6 protein-coding genes are annotated in these 18,656 nt (G+C 70.3%); all 6 read right to left on the reverse strand.

What is annotated here, in order from left to right:
- Positions 1 to 5 precede the first annotated feature (5 nt).
- From gntD (BM417_RS05400) to BM417_RS05425, 6 genes are read right to left on the reverse strand one after another with little or no spacing between them, the layout of a single operon-like run.
- Positions 6 to 1,037, reverse strand: coding sequence for a guanitoxin biosynthesis L-enduracididine beta-hydroxylase GntD (gntD, locus tag BM417_RS05400; RefSeq protein WP_218164359.1), 1,032 nt, complete (start codon positions 1,035 to 1,037; stop codon positions 6 to 8).
- The gene (gene vioD / locus BM417_RS05405) at positions 1,024 to 2,142 is read right to left on the reverse strand and encodes a capreomycidine synthase (protein WP_093588679.1); all 1,119 of its coding nucleotides are present in this window, start codon (positions 2,140 to 2,142) and stop codon (positions 1,024 to 1,026) included. Before vioD ends, gntD (BM417_RS05400) begins: the two co-directional genes overlap by 14 nt.
- A gap of 14 nt (positions 2,143 to 2,156) precedes the next feature.
- Complete coding sequence (locus BM417_RS05410) at positions 2,157 to 3,941, reverse strand: ABC transporter ATP-binding protein (RefSeq protein WP_093588680.1); 1,785 nt, start codon at positions 3,939 to 3,941, stop codon at positions 2,157 to 2,159.
- Positions 3,934 to 5,778 carry an ABC transporter ATP-binding protein gene (locus BM417_RS05415; RefSeq protein WP_093588681.1) on the reverse strand — a complete coding sequence of 615 codons (1,845 nt, stop codon included), beginning with the start codon at positions 5,776 to 5,778 and terminating at the stop codon, positions 3,934 to 3,936. The genes BM417_RS05410 and BM417_RS05415 overlap by 8 nt, the downstream gene beginning before the upstream one ends.
- Positions 5,779 to 5,792: 14 nt before the next feature.
- Positions 5,793 to 6,803 carry a guanitoxin biosynthesis L-enduracididine beta-hydroxylase GntD gene (gene gntD, locus BM417_RS05420; RefSeq protein ID WP_218164360.1) on the reverse strand — a complete coding sequence of 337 codons (1,011 nt, stop codon included), beginning with the start codon at positions 6,801 to 6,803 and terminating at the stop codon, positions 5,793 to 5,795.
- A 12-nt stretch (positions 6,804 to 6,815) separates the two neighbouring features.
- Positions 6,816 to 18,620, reverse strand: coding sequence for a non-ribosomal peptide synthetase (locus BM417_RS05425; RefSeq protein ID WP_093588682.1), 11,805 nt, complete (start codon positions 18,618 to 18,620; stop codon positions 6,816 to 6,818).
- Positions 18,621 to 18,656: the final 36 nt, after the last annotated feature.

Here is an 18,656-nt window from a genome sequence, read left to right on the forward strand (position 1 = left end):
TCTTTTCAGTAGATGGTGCGGTCGTTCGCGGTGCGGCGGTGGGCGCGCGACTTGCGGAGGTCGCGGGCGATGTTCAGGCGGGTCAGCCAGCGGTCGGTGCCGTCGAAGCGGGCGGTGAACGGCTCACGGCCGTGTGTGCCCCGGTAGTTGTCGAGGAACAGGACCTCGCCCGGCTTCAGGGCGTAGCCCGCGATGTTGGCGTCGATCGCCTTGACGATCGTGTCCAGCGCGGCGGCGGCCTCGGGGTCGGAGGCCGGGACCTCCATGAAGTACGGGTCGAGGCGCAGGTACGGGTCCTCCTGCGGACCGAACAACACGGCGATGGGCTCGGGGTTCGCGTCCAGGCCGGAGATCCACTCGTAGCTGCGGTCCCGCAGGCGGCGGAGCTGTTCGTCGCCGTCGTCGTTCTGGCGGTTGGCGGCGAGGTGCGAGCGGTCCGGGCGGATCGGGAACCGGTCCTGGCGCAGCACCTCGACGACGTCGGCCGGGAGGTCGATGCCTTCCAGCGAGCCGTACGTGGTGTTGACGCCGTCGGGGTTGCGCAGGCACATCAGGCCCACGTAGTCGGTGCGCATCGGGTGGAACGCGTCCTCGATGTGCCAGGTGAGGAGTTCCTCGCTACCGGAGCCGAGCTGCTCGTACTGGTGTTCCTTGATGGGGAACACGTCGTGCAGCAGCCGGCCGTCCTGCTGGGTGGACCACGCGATGGGGTCGCCCAGCAGCGACGCGCACAGGTAGAAGAACAGGTCCTCGGCGAGCGTGGGCCTGCCCTCGCCGCCGCAGTCCTTCCAGTGCGCCGGTGTGGGGCCGATGCGGTCGTTGTCGATCACGTAGCCGCCGACGACGCACAACGGGTGCGGCTCGGTGAGGCGGAACTCCAGCAGGCCGGCGCGCAGGGCGCGGGGCAGTTCGTGGGCGAGGACGGTGGCTTCGCGCACGAACGCCGGGTTCTCGACCGACTGGTACTGCTCGGCCAAGGTGGCGACGAGGGCGTCGGCCTCGGCCAGGTCTGATGCGGACAGGTCAACTCTGAACACGGGCCTTCTCCCCTACGAGTGCGAGCGTGTCGAGGCCGCGGGTGAACGCGGCGGGTGCACCGCCATAGCCGAGCCGGACGCGGGTCGGGTCCCCGAAGCACGACCCCGGGACGAGCAGCGTGCGGTGTTCACGGGCCAGGTCGTGGCAGAAATCTGTGGTGTCGGTGTGGCCGATCAGCTGCGGGAACGTGGTGACGCCGCCCATCGGCTCCGGCAGGTCCACCAGGTCGGGATGGTCGGCGGCCCACTTGCGCAGCAGGCCCAGGTTGGTGCGGGCGTTGGCCATGCGCGGGCCGACGAGGAGGTCGGCGTGCTGCGCGACGCGGGTGGCGAGCAGCTCGACCAACGGCGAAAGGTGCAACGTCATGCGGTCGCGCAGGTCGAGGGTGCCACGCAGGACGTCCTCAGGCCCGATCGCCCAGCCGACCCGCAGGCCCGGCAGGCCGTAGCCCTTGGACAGCGTGCCGATGGAGATGGCCTTGTCGTAGTCGTGCACGGGATCGACGAGCGGCTCGCCCTCGACGACCATCTCGCGGAACGCCTGGTCCCACACCAGGTACGCGCCCGCTTCCGCGCAGATCGCGACGAACTCGTCGCGCTGCGCCGGGGTGAGCGACGCGCCGGTCGGGTTGTGCGGGAAGTTCACGACGACGGCCTTGGCGCCGTCGATCACCGCACGCAGGTCGTCCAGGTCGGGGCGGAAGCCGTTCTCCGGGCGCAACGGCCACACGCGCAGGTCGCAGCCCATGGACCGGGCGATGGACGTGTGCGTGTGGTAGGTCGGTTCGGTGACGACGACGGCGTCGCTCGGGTCGAGCAGCGTGCTGAGCACGAGGTAGATCGCCTCGCTGCCGCCGTGCGTGACCATGACCTTGTCGGGGTCGCCGGTCCCCCACTGCGCGGCGATGGCGGTGCGTACTTCCTCGCTGCCGAACGACGTGCTGTCGCGGAACACCACGGCGTCGAGCTCGTCGTGGCCGATGCCGAGCATGGCCCGCAGGTCGGCGAGCGAGTAGTCCTCGACCCCGCTGCTGCCGATGTCGTCGTCCACGGCGAAGTAGTACAGACGCATCCAGTCCTCGAGGGGCGCTGGTTCGAACTTCATCAGGGCGACTCCTTTCAGCGGTAGGCCGAGGACTGCAGGTCGTACAGCTCGGCGTAGAGGTCGGGGTGGGCCATCAACTGCTCGTGGCTGCCCATCTCGCGGATGCGGCCGCCGTCGAGGACGACGATCAGGTCGGCCATGCGCACGGTCGAGAAGCGGTGCGACACGAGAAGAGTCACCGTTCCCCTGGACTTCCCGGCGCGAGCGGCCTGCGCGAAGCGCTCGAACAGCGCGTGCTCGGTCTGCGGGTCGAGCGCGGCGGTGGGCTCGTCGAACACCGCGAGCAACGGGTCGGTGCGCAGCAGGCCGCGGGCGAGCGCCAGCTTCTGCCACTGGCCGCCGGACAGCTCGACACCGCCGTCCCACGCCCGGCCCAGCTGCGTGTCGAGGCCGCGCGGCAGACCGTCCACAACGGACTGCGCTCCAGCCCTGCCGAGAGCACCGTGGAGCGCCGCATCGTCGTTGATTCGTGGAATGTCCGCCACACCAACGGTTTCGCGGGCCGCGAGCTGGAGTTCCACGAAGTCCTGGAAGGCACCGCTGAGCCGCGTCCGCCACTCGCGGGTGGGGATGCGGTTCAGGCCGACGCCGTCGATCTGGATCTCGCCGCCGTCCGGTTCGTAGAAGTCGCACAGCAGCTTCACGAGCGTGGACTTGCCCGCGCCGTTCTCCCCCACCAACGCCACCACGGACCCGGCGGGCAGGTGCATGGACACGCCGTCCAGGACGGCGCGTTCACTGCCCGGATAGCGGTAGGTGACGTCGATCAGGTCGATGCCGTGGCTCAGCGACGCGGGCGGTGCGGCGGGCACGTCCGTGCGCTTGCCGGCGGCAGCGGCGAAGCGCTCCAGCCAGACGTAGCGCCGGGCCTGCTTGAGGCACCACAGGAAGTCGCCGCTGTAGCCGACGGACGTGGCGACGACCGCGGCCATCTCGATCGTGAGGGCGACGACCATGACGACGTCGCCGGGCGTGGCCTGGCCCTTCACGGCGAGCCACACCACCAGTGCGATGGCGCCGACGAACCCGGCCGCGTTGATCACCGCGTCGACGCTCTTCAACGCGGCACCACGCCAGGCGGCGCGGTTGCGCGTGTCGAGCACCTCGTCGGACACCTCGTGGTGACGGCGGATCAGCTCGCGGGTGAGCCCGAAGACGCGCAGTTCCTTGCCCGCACCGGCGGTGGTGCCGATGTCGAACAGGTGGCGGCGCAGCCGTTCGGGTTCGCCGGTGTCCTCCTGGGCGTCGGCGGCGAGGTCGTTGGCCCGGCTGGTGATCCACAGCGAGATGAACGCCAGCAGTGCCAGCGAGATCAGCGCCGGGTGGACGTCCGCGAGCAGCAGCGCCGTGGTGCCGAACCCGACGAACGCGCTGATCAGCCCGGCCGTGGCGTTGGTCATCTCGGCGAGGCTCTCGCGTTCCTCGCGCAGCAGCTGGATCTGGTCGAGGTACTTGGGATTCTCGTGCGGGGCCAGGCTGTCGATCCCGCCGAGCAGGCGCATCAACGTCCGGTCCGACAACGCCTGGGTGCGTTCGAGCACGGCGAACACGCAGTGGGCGTTGTAGTACTGGCCGACGATGAGCAGCCCGGTGGCGGCGGCGATGCCGAGCCCGGCCGTGAGCGCGCGGTTCAGGTCGCCCGCGGAGGCCGAGTCGACGAGAACCTTGGCGCCGTAGGCGATCATCGGTCCGGTCAGCGCGAGCGCGATCTCGGTGACGATCTGGAAGACCGCGTACCAACGGGCCGCGCGGAACCCGAAGCTGATGGTGGTGACGAAGGCCCGCCAGGTGTCACGCATCGGTGCCTCCCACCGGCTGGAACCGCTCGGCCTGCAGGCGGAACAGGTGGGCGTAGCGGCCGTCCTGGTCCATCAGGTCGTCGTGACCGCCGGCCTCGATGACACGACCGCCGGACACGACCGCGATCCGGTCCGCGCGCCGCACGGTCGAGAAGCGGTGCGAGATGAGGATCGTGGTGAGCCCCTGGGTGAGGTCCAGGAACCGTTCGTACAGCTCGGCTTCCGCCCGCACGTCGAGTGCGGCGGCGGGCTCGTCGAGCACGAGGACCTTGGCGCCCGCCTCGACGGCGAACATCGCGCGGGCCAGTGCGACCCGCTGCCACTGCCCGCCGGAGAGGTCGACGCCATCGGTGTAAGCCTGCGACAGCACGGTGTCCCAGCCGTTCGGCAGCGACTCGATCAGGTCGCCGATGCCGGCCCGTGCGGCGGCGCGGCGCAGCATGTCCTCGTCGCCCGCGTGCTCGGGAGCGCCGAGGCCGATGTTGTCGCGCACCGGCAGGTGGTAGCGGGTGAAGTCCTGGAACAGCACGGCCACCCGCCTGCGCCACGCCTCGGGATCGAGGCTCGCCAGGTCCGTGCCGTCGACGCTGATCTTGCCGCCGGTCGGTTCGTAGAAACCGGCGAGCAGCTTCACCAGCGACGTCTTGCCCGCGCCGTTGTCGCCGACGATCGCCAGCGACTGCCCGGCGGGGATGACGAGGTCCAGTCCGGTGAGGACGTCCCGCTCGGTGCCGGGATAGCGGAAGAGCACTCCCTCGTAACGGATCTCCTGCGCCGGGACGTCCGCACCGACCGGGAGGCCGGGCTCCGCGGAGTCGCCGGCCAGACGCTTCTCCAGCGAGAGCACCTTCGGCACGGTGACGGCGGCGTTCGACAGGTACAGGTGCTCGTCGCCGACGGCGTACTCGTTGGCGTCGGCCAATGCCCCCACGAACACGGCGAGGGCAGCGAGCGTCAGGTCACCGCGCACCGCCGCGTAGGCCAGCAGACCGTACGACACCACGTTGATCACGAGGATCGCGGACGCGGAGCCCAGCACCATGCCGGGCCGGGGGCGGCGGGCCCGGCGGATCGGGCCGATTCCCGCCTGCCACAACGTGTCGAAGCGGGTGACGAGCCAGTCGAGGACGCCCCAGAGGCGAATCTCCTTGGCGGGCGGTGGATCGAGCGCCAGATCCCGGACGTACTCGGCCTGGCGCAGCTGGGCGCTCTGCCCGAAGCCCTCCTCGCCGACCCGCAGGTAGTCGCGCTGCATCCGGTAGACGATGATCGGCCAGACCACGAGCCACAGCAGTCCGAGCCACCAGTGGAACCAGGTGAGCACGGCCGCCGAGCCGATGGCCCGCAGCCACGACGTGAGCACCTCCGGCAGTGCCTCGACGGTCTGTCCCGGCCGGTGCGCGCTCATGCCGAGGCCCCGCACGATGCGGACCTCGTCGATCACACTCGGGTCTTCGAGATGGGCGATGCCCCGCGGCCGGGCCAGCGCCGACAGCACCACCTCCTGCAGGTACCGGTCGACGTCACGGCCGAGCGTCGACACGGCGGCCCGCAGCAGCGGGGACGTCAGGCGCTCGAGGAGGATCGCGATCGCCACGGCGATCAGCAGTGTGCCCACCCGGTCCGCAGCCGGGGAGTCCGCGCCGTCGCGTGCGGCGATCGGGATCGCACCGATCAGCAGACCGGTGACGACGGCGATCCCGATGGGCAGAACAGCGCTCACCACCACCCCGCCCGCCAGGAGCGCCGTGCGCGGCCGGCTGACTCGCGGCAGGACTCTGAGGACGGCGACGATGCCCTTGGCGGTGGGCGGGAGGTTGTGGAGCGGGTTCGGCATGGGTTCCGTATCCGTCAGATGAGCCGGGCGGTCGCCGAGGCGCGCCGCTCGTGGGACTTGCGCAGGTCGGTGGTGATGCTGACCCGCTTGAGCCAGCGGTCCGTGCCGTCGTAACGGGCCTGGAACGCCTGCCGGCCGTGCGCGAGGCGGTGGTTGTTGATGATGAGCACGTCACCCGGCTCCAGGGCGACGTCCAGGCAGGACGCCTCCAGCAGCTCGTTGACCGCGTTCAGGGCGGCGGCCGCGGCGGGGTCCTTCGGCGTCTCCATGAAGTACGGGTCGAGACGCAGGTACGGGTGCTTGCGCGACCCGTAGAGGACGGCGACGCGGTTGTCGTCGGCCTTCATCTCGTCGATCTCGGAGAACTCGGCGTCGACGCCCAGGGTGACGTTGTGCTTCGCCAGGTGCGAGTCGTCCGGCCGGATCAGGAAGTTCGGCTCGTGCAGGAGCTCCAGGTGCTCGGGAGCGAGCAGCTTGAGGTCCGGCTCCGAGACGATCGTGGCGATCCCGTCGGGGTTGCGCAGGCACTCCAGCAGCAGGTAGTCGGCGCGCCACGGGTGGAACGCGTCCTCGGTGTGCAGCGTGAGCGTGTCGGTGCTGCCGATCCCCATCTGCTCGGTCTCGAAACCCTTGATGGGGAAGATGTCGTGCACCAGCCGGGCGTCCTGCTGGGTCTTCCAGCCGAACGGCTCACCGAGCAGGGACCCGTGCAGCAGCAGGAGGATCTCCTCGGCGAACTCCGGGGTCGGCGTCGGCCGGCCGCGCCAGTGCTGCGGCGTCGGGCCGATGCGCGCGTCGTCGAAGACGTGACCGCGGACCACGCAGTAGCCCAGCTCGTCCTCCAGCGCGAAGTCGCGCAGGAAACGGCGTTGGCCCACGGGCAGTTCGGTCGCGAGCAGCGGCAGGTCGCGCAGCAGCTGTTCGTCTTCCGGGCCCGTGTACTCCTTGGCTATCCGCAGCGTCAGGTTCTCGACCTCGGCGGCCTCTTCAGCCGACAGGTGGTAGGTCCTCTTGGGCGTGGACAAGGACTGCTCCCCTCAATTCCTGTTCATGTCTTCGAGCAAGCCCTCCACGGCGTGCCGGAACCGGGTGGCGACCCGCCGCACGGTCTCGGTCCGGTGGAGGTTCGTGCTGTGGTGCCACTCGACGAGGAGCTCTCCCTCGCCGGTGCGCTCGATCTCCAGGTGCAGTGCGTACGGGCGCAAGCCCCCACTTGTGCTTTCGCCGCACAGGTCACCCGGTAGTTCGGCGACGACAAGCCCTTGCTCGTCGTCGTTCACGGCGTCGAACCCGCCCGTGAAGTTGATGTTGATCTGCCGGTCCGGCGCGGCCCGCAGGCGGCGCACGTCCGGGTCGTCGGCCGCGAGGTGACGCAGTGCGCCGTAGCCGACTCCGTTTCGTGGCAAGGCTTTCAGGCTTTCCCGTGCCGCTGCGACGACTCCGGCGCCGTCGCTCAGGTCGTCGTGCCGGAGCACCAGCGGGTAGACCGAGGTGAACCAGCCGACCGTGCGGGACAGGTCCGTGCCCGGCGCCAGGCTTTCGCGGCCGTGGTGTTCGAGGTCGACGACGACCGTGCCGGTGCCGGCCCACTCCCCCAGCGTCTGGTGCAGCGCGGCCAGGACCACGTCGAGGACCTGCGCGTTCGGCAGGCCCTCGACGTCGATCGCGACTTCCACGACGGCGGCGGAGTCCTCGGTGTTGGCGCCGGTGGCGTCGACCGGCAGCGTGAAGCCCGTCTCGGCCTGGTCGAGCCAGTACGGCAGCTCTTCGCGGACCTCGTCGCTGCCCGCGAAGTCCACAACGGACTCCGCCCACTGCCGGAACGACGTCGTCTTCGGCGGGAGGGGTTCGCCGCGGTAGGCCGCGTCGAGGTCCTCCAGCAGGATGTTCCACGACACGCCGTCGACCACCAGGTGGTGCGCGACCAGACCGAGCCACGCGGGTTCGGCGCCGCGGTCGACCAGGACGGCGGCCACGAGCGGCCCATTCGCGAGGTCCAGCGACCGGTGCAGCGCGTCCATGTGCTGCTGGACGTCGCCCTGGACGACCGTCAACGTGACCGTCTCGCCCGGTTCGACGACCTGCTGGTGCCCGTCGTGCAGGCGGGTGCGCAGGGCGTCGTGGTGCGTGACAAGGGTGTTGAGCGCGGCTTGTACCCGCGTGACGTCGGCGTTCGGTTCGAGCTCGTAGAGTCCCGACCAGTTCCAGTGGTTCGGGTCGTCGATGGTGGCGTTGGTGAACCAGCGCTGGATGGGCGTCAGCGGCACCGGCCCGGTTGCCTGACCTTGGTGCACGAGAACGGGAACCGTGGTGACGGCGGCCAGTTCGGCGATCGTCTGGTGGGTGAACAGGTCGGCCACCGCGAGGCCGAGACCTGCGGCGCGAGCCCGTGCCACCACCTGGAGGCAGGCGATCGAGTCGCCGCCCAGGTCGAAGAAGTTGTCGTGCACGCCGACGCGGTCGGCCTGCAGCAACTTCGCCCAGATGCCCGCCAGCGCCCGTTCCGCGTCGGTGCGCGGGGCGACGTACGCGCCGTCCGTCTCCGGTGCGGCGGGTTCGGGCAGGGCTCGGCGGTCGAGTTTGCCGTTGGGGGTCAAGGGAAGCGCGTCGAGCGTCACGAACGCCGACGGCACCAGGTAGTCAGGCAGCCGTTCGCGCAGGAACGCCTTCAGCTCGGCGGTGTCGGCGTCGGTGACCACGTAGGCCACGAGCCGCTTGCCGATGCCGGACGCCGTGGCGACGACGGCCGCGGCCCGCACGGTCTCGTGGCTCGCCAGCAGGGCCTCGACCTCACCGGGCTCGACCCGGAAGCCCCGGATCTTGACCTGGTCGTCGGCCCTGCCGAGGAACTCCAGCGTGCCGTCGGCACGCCAGCGGGCCCGGTCGCCGGTGCGGTACAGGCGTTCGCCCGGCTGGGTGGGGTCGGGGACGAACCGCTCGGCGGTGAGGTCAGCGCGGCCGACGTAGCCACGGGCAACGCCGGGGCCGCCGACGAACAGTTCGCCCGCCACACCGGGTGGCAGCACCTGGAGCCACGAGTCGAGCACGAACGCCCGCATCCCCGCGAACGGCCTGCCGATGGGCACCTGCGTGCCGATGGTGCCGAGAGTGTGGATGGTGCACGTCATGGTGGTCTCGGTGGGCCCGTAGGCGTTCACGATCCGCAGGTCCGGACGGCGTTCGCGGGCCGTGCGGGCGTGCTGGGCCTGCAGGGCGTCGCCACCCACGACGAGCAGGCGCAGGCCGTCGAGCACGTCCGGCGAAGTCTCGACCAGCTGGTGGAAGAGGCCTGTGGTGAGCAGCGACGCGGTGATGTCGTTCTCGCGCAGGAACTTGCCGACGTCCATCCGTTCGGCCAACTCGGCGGGGCCGACGACGAGGGTGGCGCCGTTGAGCAGCGCCAGCCAGATCTCGAACGCGCCGGTGTCGAAGCCGATGCCCGCGAGGTGCGACACGACGTCGCCTGCCTCGACGCGCACGGCCGGGTCGGTGCACACCCTGGCCACGCCCTCGTGGGTCAGCGAGACGCCCTTGGGCACGCCCGTCGAGCCCGACGTGAACAGCACGTACAGCTCGCTGCCCGGTCCGCCGACGACCGGCAGCGGTCCCTCGGCCTCTGCCCTGGTCAGTTCCAGGACGCGGACGCGAGGGATGTCGAGCGGCCACTCCCCTGTCGTGACAACGAGTTCGACGCCGGCCGCCTCGATCATCTGGGCGAGGCGCGCCGTGCCCTGGGCGGGATCGAGCGGAACGTAGGTGCCGCCCGCGCCGATCACGCCGAGCATGGCGATGATCAGCTCGGGGCCGCGGTCCAGGTGGAGTCCGACGCGGGTGCCCGTGCCGACGCTGTGCGCCCGCAGCCACTCGGCGACGCCCGAGGCCCTGCGGTCGAGCTGGGCGTAGGTGAGTTCGGTGCCGCCGCGCAACGCCGGGCGGTCCGGGTGGGCCACGACCTGGCGTCCGAACAACGCGGCCAGGTGCGCTTCCGGCATCTCACGGGACTCCGGCGAACTCCACGCGAGCACCTCGGCGCGCTGGTCGGCGTCGAGCAGGGCGATCTCCCGCACCGGCGTACCGGGCAGGACGGCGACGGTGGTGAGGATGCGTTCGAGCTGGTCCAGCAGCGCCTCGACGGTGGCGTCGTCGAACGCGCCGGTGGAGTACTCGCACAGCAGGGCCAGCTGGCCGTCGACGTCCACGACGAGCTTCAGCGGGTAGCGGCCCTGTTCCAGCAAGGCGGGTGAGTCGAACTCGTCCGCGTCCTCGCCGTCGTCGAAGCCGCCGGGCAGGTTCTGGACCGCGACGATGCTGTCGAACAGCCTCGGCACGCCGGCCGTCCGCTGGATGTCGACCAGCGGCGAGTGCTCGAACCGTTGCGCGGCGACCTGTCCGTCCTGGACGGTCCGCAGCCACCGGTCGAACGGGGTGCGGTCGGCGGGGACCTTGATCCGCACGGGCAGCGTGTTGATGAACAGGCCGACGATCGACTCCACCCCGGCCAGCTCGGCCGGGCGTCCCGACACGGTGAGGCCGAAGACGACGTCGTCCTCACCTGCGTGCGACGCCAGCAACAACGCCCACGCCGCTTGCACGACAGCGCTGATCGTGACGTGTTCACGCCGTGCCAGCGTCTCGAGTTCGAGAGCGACGTTCTCGGGCAGCTCGCGGAGCCGCCTGCCCTGCTCCCAGTGCACGCGGGTGGTGCGGTCGACGGGCAGGGCCGTGGGCGAGGTGAAGCCGTCCAGGTACTCGCGCCAGAAGTCGTCGGCGGGAGGCTGCTGCTGAAGCCAGGCGATGTAGTCGCGGTACGGACGCACCGGCGGCAGCGATTTCCGCTGGTAGGCCGCGAACACCTCGTCCCAGACGAGCGGGATGCTCCAGCCGTCGAGGTACAGGTGGTGGAACGTGAACACGACCCACTGACGATCGCCCCGGTCGGCCACGTACACCCGCAGCAACGGCGCGGTGGTGACGTCGAACCCGCGCCGCTGGTCGGCGTCGAGCAGCTCGTCCAGCGCGGCACCGGGATCGGCGACGGAAGTCCAGTCGAGCACCTCGAACGGCACGTCGACCTCGCCGATGACGACCTGCAGCGGTTCCTCGACGCCTTCCCACACGAACGCGCTGCGCAACGCGGGATGCCGTCCCACGACAGTGCGCCAGGCATCACGCATCGCTGTCACGTTGAGCGGACCGCGCAGCTCACGCACGTCCTGCGCCCAGTACACCGCGGTGTCGGCGGGCGCCTCCAGGACGTGGAAGAGCATGCCCTGTTGCATGGGAGACAACGGATAGGCGTCGACCAGCCCCGGCACCCGTGCCTGGAGCGGTTCCAAGTCGGCCAACGGCTTCGCGGTGACCTCGGACCTGCCGGCGACTCCCGTGTGGAGAGCGATCTGCTGGACGGTCTGGTGGGTGAAGAGGTCGGCGATCCTGATTTCCAGGCCCGCTTCCCGTGCCCTGGCCACGATCTGGAGGCTGACGATCGAGTCGCCGCCCAGTTCGAAGTAGTTGTCGTGCAAGCCGACGCGCTCGACGCCGAGCACCTCCGACCACACCTTCGCGAGGGCGCGTTCGGCATCGGTGCCGGGTGCCTCGTAGCCGCTGTCCGGGGCCTCGGGCAACGGCAACGCGCGCTTGTCGAGCTTTCCGTTGGCGTTCAACGGCAACTCGTCGAGCAACACGATCGCCGACGGAACCAGGAACTCGGGCAGCCGTTCGGCGAGGAAGCCGCGAAGGTCAGCGGACTCGGCCGTGCCCACGACGTAGGCGACGAGCCGCTTGCCCTGCTGCAACTCACGAACGACCACGGCGGCGTTGGCGACACCGGGATGGCCGGCGAGCACGTGCTCGACCTCGCCCGGCTCGACCCGGAAGCCGCGGATCTTCACCTGGTCATCGGTCCGGCCGACGAAGTCGACCACGCCGTCCGCACCCCATCGCACCAGGTCACCGGTGCGGTACATCCGCGCACCAGGCACGTTCGGGTCGGGCACGAACCGCTCCGCGGCCAGGTCCGCACGACCCGCATAGCCACGGGCCAAGCCGGTTCCGCCGATGTACAGCTCTCCCGGCACGCCGACCGGCGTCGGCTGGAGCCAGCGGTCCAGCACGTAGAAACGCAAGCCCCGCAGGGCGTTGCCGATGGGCACGGTGGCCGGGCCGAGCCTGCCGGTGTGCATGTCGTGGAACGACGCGTACACCGTGGACTCGGTGGGGCCGTACATGTTGAAGATCTCGACCGCGGGGTTGGCGTCGAGGACCTTGCGGGCCTGGACGGGCGACATGCCCTCGCCACCGGCGAGCACCAGCCGGTGCCCGGAGAACACGGCCGGATCGGTGTCGGCCAGCTGATGGAACAGGCCGGTGGTCATGAACGACAACGTGACGCCGTGCCGGGTGAAGAGCTTCGCGACGTCCAGCCGTTCGGCCAGGTCGGCGGGCGCCACGGCGAGGGTGGCGCCGGTCAGCAACGCCGTCCAGATCTCCCACGTCGACGCGTCGAACGACACCGCGGCCATGTGCGCCACGACGTCGCCGGGCCGGGCAGACACCGCGGAGTCAAGCACGACCCGCAGGACGCCTTCCTCGGTGACCTCGACGCCCTTGGGCACGCCGGTCGAGCCCGACGTGAACATCACGTAGACCAAACGTTCAGGCATGGCAACGACTTCGGGCCACTCGGCAGGCCCGATCAACTCCGCCAACTCTACGACCCGCGGACCGTCCAGGGCGTAGTCGCCACGGGACACGACCAGCTCGACACCGGCAGCCGTCTGCACGTCACGCAACCGCGCATGCGGCAACGCGGGATCCAGCGGCACGTACGTACCACCCGCCTGCACCACGCCCAGGATCGCGACCACGAGGTCAGCCGACCGCTCGAACCACAGACCGACCCGCGTCTCCTCGCGAACACCGGCAGCACGCAGGCCGGACGCCACCCGCGCCACCCGCTCGCCCAGCTCGGCATAGGTCAGTTCAACTCCGCCGGGCCGCTGCCCCGGCTCGGCGCGGTCCAGCTCCCCGGCACCACCACGGATGGCCACCCGGTCGCCGAACTCGTCCACAGCCAGCCGGAACCGCTCCGCCAAGCCCACGAACGGCTCGTCCACCACGGCCCCCACACCCCACCCGGTCACGGGCGAAGGCGTCACCTCCCGCACCACCGCGGAAGGCCGGCGGGCGACCGCCGTGAGCACCTCGGCGAGCTGCCCGAGCAACCGTTCCACAGTGGACGGATCGAACGCGCCGGTGGAGAAGTTGGCCTCCACCTTCAGCGTCGCCTCGAGATCGACGGCCAGGATGATCGGGTAGTGCATCTGCTCGACGGAGTCGGTCGAGGCGAACAACTCCTCGGGGTCCTCCTCGCCCTCCTCCGGCGCCGCGCCCTGCGGGTAGTTGCCGAAGACGAGCATGCTGTCGAACAGGCCGCCCGTGGCGACGCGCTGGATGTCGGCGAGCGGCGTGTGTTCGTGCCGCTGCACGGCGACCTGGTTCTCCTGCAGCTCGGCGAGCCAGTCGGCGAACGACGTCTCCCACGCCACCCGCACGCGCACCGGCAGGGTGTTGATGAACAGGCCGACGATCGACTCCACGCCGGGCAGGTCGGCCGGGCGACCGGAGACGGTCAGGCCGAACACGACGTCGTCCTCGCCCGAGTAGGCCGACAGCAGCACGGCCCACGCCGCCTGCACGACCGTCGACAGGGTGACCCGCTGGTCGCGAGCCAACGAGACCAGCGCGCCGGTGACGTCGCGGGGCAACGCCAGTTCGCGCCGGTCCTGGGCCCAGTGCTCGCGCACCACGCGGTCCACCGGCAGCGGCGTCGGCGAGTCGAAGCCGGCGAGGTAATCCCGCCAGAACGACTCGGCCTCGGCGGAGTCTCGCTGACCGAGCCACGCGATGAAGTCCCGGTACGGCCGCACCGGCGGGAGGGGCTCGCGCTGGTAGGCCGCCGTGACCTCGTCCCAGAGCAGAGGAATGCTCCACCCGTCGGCGTAGAGGTGGTGGAACGCCAGCAGGATCCAGTGCCGGTCACGGCCGCTCGCGACGACGACCCGCAGCAGCGGCGCCGCTGAGAGGTCGCAGCCGCGGGCGCGGTCGGCGGCCAGCAGTTCCTCGATGGCGGCGTCGGGATCGGTGACCGAAGTCCAGTCGTGCACCTCGAACGGCACTTCGACGTCACCGACGACGACCTGGAGCGGTTCCCGCACGCCCTCCCACACGAAACCGGTGCGCAACGCGGGGTGCCGGTCGAGCACGAGCTGCCAGGCCGCGCGCATGGCGTCTACGTCGAGCGGACCGGTCAGCTCACGCACGTCCTGCGTCCAGTAGACGCCCTTGTCCGGCGACTCGACGGCATGGAAGAGCATGCCTTGTTGCAGCGGGGACAACGGATAGACGTCGGCCAGCCCAGGCGTGCGGGCGACCAGCGCGTCCAAAGAGGACTGTGAGAGGGGCGCCAACGGGACATCGGACGGCGTCAGGCCGTGCGCACCCGACCGGCAGTGATCGACGAGGTCGGCCAACGCCTGCACGTACGCGGCGGCGAGCCGCTCGATCGTCGAACGCTCGTGGAGGTTGGTGCTGTACTGCAGTTCCACGGACAGCGTCCCGTCGGCGGACTGGGCCACCTCGACGCCGAGCACGTGCGAGCGCAGTCCGCCATCGCCCTCGGCGGGGCCGCACAGGTCCTCGGAGAGTTCGCGGGCGAACAGGCCCCCGTCCGAGTCCTCCACGGCGTCGACGCCACCGAGGTAGTTGAAGACGACCGGACGGTCCGGCGCGGAACGGAGCTGCTCGTCCCGCTCGCGCAGCACGGTGTAACCGACACCGCGGCGCGGCACGGCCCGCAGCTGTTCCTTGACGGCCTTGACGACGCCGGCGATGTCGCCGAGGTCGGTGTGGTGCAGCCCGACGGGGTGGATGGCGGTGAACCAGCCGACGGTGCGGCTCAGGTCGATTCCGTCGGCGATCGGCTCGCGGCCGTGGCTCTCCAGGTCGATGGCGGCGGCGTTGGCACCGGTCCATCCTCCGAGCACCTGAAGCAGTGCGGCGAGCAGCAGTTCGTGGCCCTGGGTGCGGTAGGCGCGGTGGGCCTGAGTGAGCAGCACCGAGGTGCGGGCCACGTCGAGCGAGACGCGCACGGACTCGGTCGAGTCCTCGGTGTTCGGGCCGTCGAGGTCGGTGGGCACGGCCGTGGTCGTCCGCACGACCTCCCGCCACCAGGGCAGCTCGTCCTGGGGGTCGAACGCCTCCAGCGCGGCGGCCCACTCCTGGTACGAGGTGGTCTTCGGCGCGAGGGCTCCGGCGGAGTACGCGGTGTCGAGGTCCTCCAGCAGGACGTTCCACGAGACCGCGTCCACGACGTAGTGGTGCACGGTGAGGCCGAACCAGGCGGGCTGATCGCCGCGATCGACGTACACGGCGCGCAGCAGCGGGCCGTCCGTGAGGCTCAACGACGTCTGCGCGGCGGTCATGGCCGCGATGACGGCCTCGTCGAGGTCCGTCTCGAGCACGGTCACCAGGTCGGCGGTCTCGGCCGGCGCGTTCTCCTGGGTGTCGCCGCGCAGGCGCAGCCGCAAGGCGTCGTGGTGGGCGACGACGGTGCCGAGCGCGGCCCGCATCGTGTCGGCGTCCGTTCCCGGTGCCAGTTCGAACATGCCGGACCAGTTGAAGTGGTCCTGTTGTGGCAGGTCCTCGCGAAGGAACCAGCGCTGGATCGGCGTGAAGGCCACGGGTCCGGTGACAGCGCCCTGGTCGACGGCGCTGGGTTCGGACGTGGTGGTGCGGGCGGCGAGCGCGTGGACGGTCTGGTGCGTGAAGAGGTCCGCGATCTCCAGCCGCAGTCCGGCGGCGCGGGACCGTGCGACGATCTGGAGGCTGACGATCGAGTCGCCGCCCAGTTCGAAGAAGTTGTCGTGCACGCCGACCCGTTCGACGCCGAGCACCTGCGACCACACCTCGGCCAGCGTGCGCTCGGCCTCCGTGCTGGGCGCCTGGTACGCGGTCGTGGTCTCGGGCGCGCCGGGGTCGGGCAACGCACGCACGTCGAGCTTTCCGTTGGCGTTCAACGGCAGTTCGTCGAGCGGCACGATCGCCGACGGCACCAGGAACTCGGGCAGACGTTCGGCGAGGAAGCCACGAAGGTCTGCCGAGTCGGCAGTGCCCACGAAGTAGGCGATCAAGCGCTTCTCGGTCACGATCACCGCGGCGTTGGCGACGTCGGGGTGGCGGACGAGCACGTGCTCGACCTCGCCCGGCTCGACCCGGAACCCGCGGATCTTCACCTGGTTGTCGGTTCTGCCGACGAAGTCGACCGCGCCGTCCGCACCCCACCGCACCAGGTCACCGGTGCGGTACATCCGCGCACCAGGCACGTACGGGTCGGCGACGAACCGCTCCGCCGCCAGGTCCGCACGACCCGCATAGCCACGGGCCAGCCCGGTTCCGCCGATGTACAGCTCTCCCGGCACGCCGACGGGTGTCGGCTGGAGCCAGCGGTCCAGCACGTAGAAACGCAAGCCCCGCAAGGCGGTGCCGATCGGAACCGACGACGGACCGAGCCGGCCGGTGTGCATGTCGTGGAACGACGCGTACACCGTGGACTCCGTCGGCCCGTACATGTTGTAGATCGCCACGGCCGGGTTGGCGTCGAGCACCTTGCGCGCCTGGACGGGCGACATCGCCTCGCCACCGGCCAGCACCAGGCGATGCCCGGCGAACACAGTGGGATCGGTGTCCGCCAGCTGATGGAACAGACCGGTGGTCATGAACGACAACGTGACGCCATGCCGGGTGAAGAGCTTCGCGACGTCCAGTCGCTCGGCCAGGTTCGCGGGGGCCACCGCGAGCGTCGCGCCACTGAGCAACGCCGTCCAGATCTCCCACGTGGACGCGTCGAACGACACCGCCGCCATGTGCGCGACCACGTCGCCGGGCACTGCGGCCACGGCCGGGTCGAGCACGACGCGCGCGACACCTTCTTCGGTGACCTCGACGCCCTTGGGCACACCGGTCGAGCCCGACGTGAACATCACGTAGACCAGACGTTCAGGCACAGCAACGACTTCGGGCCACTCGGCAGGCCCGCTCACCAACTCCGCGAACTCGACGACCCTCGGACCGTCCAGGGCGTAGTCGCCACGGGACACGACGAACTCGACACCGGCAGCCGCCTGCACGTCACGCAACCGCCCGTGCGGCAACGCGGGATCAAGCGGCACGTACGTACCACCCGCCTGCACCACACCGAGAATCGCGACGACCAGGTCCACCGACCGTTCGAACCACAGCCCGACCCGCGTCTCCACACCGACACCGGCAGCGCGCAGGCCGGACGCAACACGCGCCACCCGCTCGCCCAGCTCGGCATAGGTCAGCTCAGAACCACCGTCACGAACCGCGACCTGGTCAGCGAAGTCGTTGACAGCAAAGCGGAAGCGTTCAGCCAGGCCGACGAACGGCTCATCGAACGCGGTACCGACACCCCACCCGGTCACGGGAGAAGGCGTCACCTCGCGCACGAGCTGGTCGGGACGGGCCACGGCGGTGGTCAGCAACGCCTGCAACTGGTCGAGCAGCCGGTCGACCGTGGCCTCGTCGAACGCGCCGGTGGAGAACTCGGCCTCGATCTTGAGCGTGTCCTCCAGGTCGATCGCGAGCCCGATCGGGTAGTTGATCTGCTCGATGGAGTCGATCGCGCCGAAGCGGTCCTCGTCGTCGCTCTCCTCTTCCTCCTCGGACAGCAACGCCTGCGGATAGTTGCCGAACACCACGATGCTGTCGAAGACACCGCTGCCGCGCGGCAGTTCCGACCACCGCTTGATGTCCGGCAGCGCGGTGAACTCGTAGCGCTGCACCGCGATCTGGTTCTCCTGGAGCTCGCCCAGCCAGTCGGCGAACGAACGCTCCCACGAGACCCGCACGCGCACCGGCAGCGTGTTGATGAAGACGCCCACCATCGACTCGACGCCGGGCAGGTCGGCCGGGCGGCCGGACACGGTGAGGCCGTAGACGACCTCGTCGTCGCCCGAGTAGGCGGACAGCAGCAGTGCCCACGCCGCCTGGATCACGGTCGACGGCGTGACGCGCCTGCGCCGGGCGAGATCCATGATGCCGGTGGTCAGGCTCTCCGGCAGTTCGGCGCGGCGGCGTCCCTGGGCCCAGTGGTCGCGCACGGAACGGTCGACGGGCAACGCCGTCGGGGCGTCGATGCCGGCCAGGTAGCCGCGCCAGAACGACTCGGCCTCGGCGCGGTCGCGCTTGCCGAGCCAGGCGATGAAGTCCCGGTACGGCCGCACGGGTTCGAGGGCGGGCATCGTGCCACGGCACAGAGCGTCGTAGGTGGCGCCGACCTCTTCCAGGACGACGGGCACGCTCCAGCCGTCGCAGAGTCCGGAGTAGAGGGCCCACACCATGCGGTGGTGGCCGGTGCCGTCGTCGATGACGTGCACGCGCATGAGCGGCGGCTTGGTGAGGTCGAAACCCTGGGCGCGGTCGCGGGCGAGCAGGTCGTCGAGCGCGGCCTGCCGGTCGGTCACGGCGGTCCAGTCGTGCACCTCGAAGGGCACCTCGACGCCGCTCATGACGACCTGGAGCGGCTCGGGCACGCCCTCCCACACGAAACCGGTGCGCAACACGGCGTGCCGGTCGACCACCAGCTCCCAGGCGCGGCGCATCGCGCCGACGTCAAGGACCCCGTCGAACTCGTAAAGCCCCTGCGCCCAGTAGACGCCCTTGTCCGATTGCGCCTCCAGGACATGGAAAAGCATGCCCTGCTGAACAGGCGCCAACGGATACATGTCTTCGATCACAGATGCTCGCCCCTCCCCTGACATACTTTTTACACAACGGACATTTAAAGGACAAGGAAT

Origin of the sequence: Lentzea waywayandensis (genome assembly GCF_900115955.1) — a bacterium.
In the GTDB taxonomy this organism is placed as follows: domain Bacteria; phylum Actinomycetota; class Actinomycetes; order Mycobacteriales; family Pseudonocardiaceae; genus Lentzea; species Lentzea waywayandensis.

What these genes read in the sequence shown, in the direction of transcription:
- vioD (WP_093588679.1), bottom strand. Translation starts at nt 2,142, where the DNA reads ATGAAGTTCGAACCAGCGCCCCTCGAGGACTGGATGCGTCTGTACTAC.
- BM417_RS05410 (WP_093588680.1), bottom strand. Translation starts at nt 3,941, where the DNA reads ATGCGTGACACCTGGCGGGCCTTCGTCACCACCATCAGCTTCGGGTTC.
- BM417_RS05415 (WP_093588681.1), bottom strand. Translation starts at nt 5,778, where the DNA reads ATGCCGAACCCGCTCCACAACCTCCCGCCCACCGCCAAGGGCATCGTC.
- BM417_RS05425 (WP_093588682.1), bottom strand. Translation starts at nt 18,620, where the DNA reads ATGTCAGGGGAGGGGCGAGCATCTGTGATCGAAGACATGTATCCGTTG.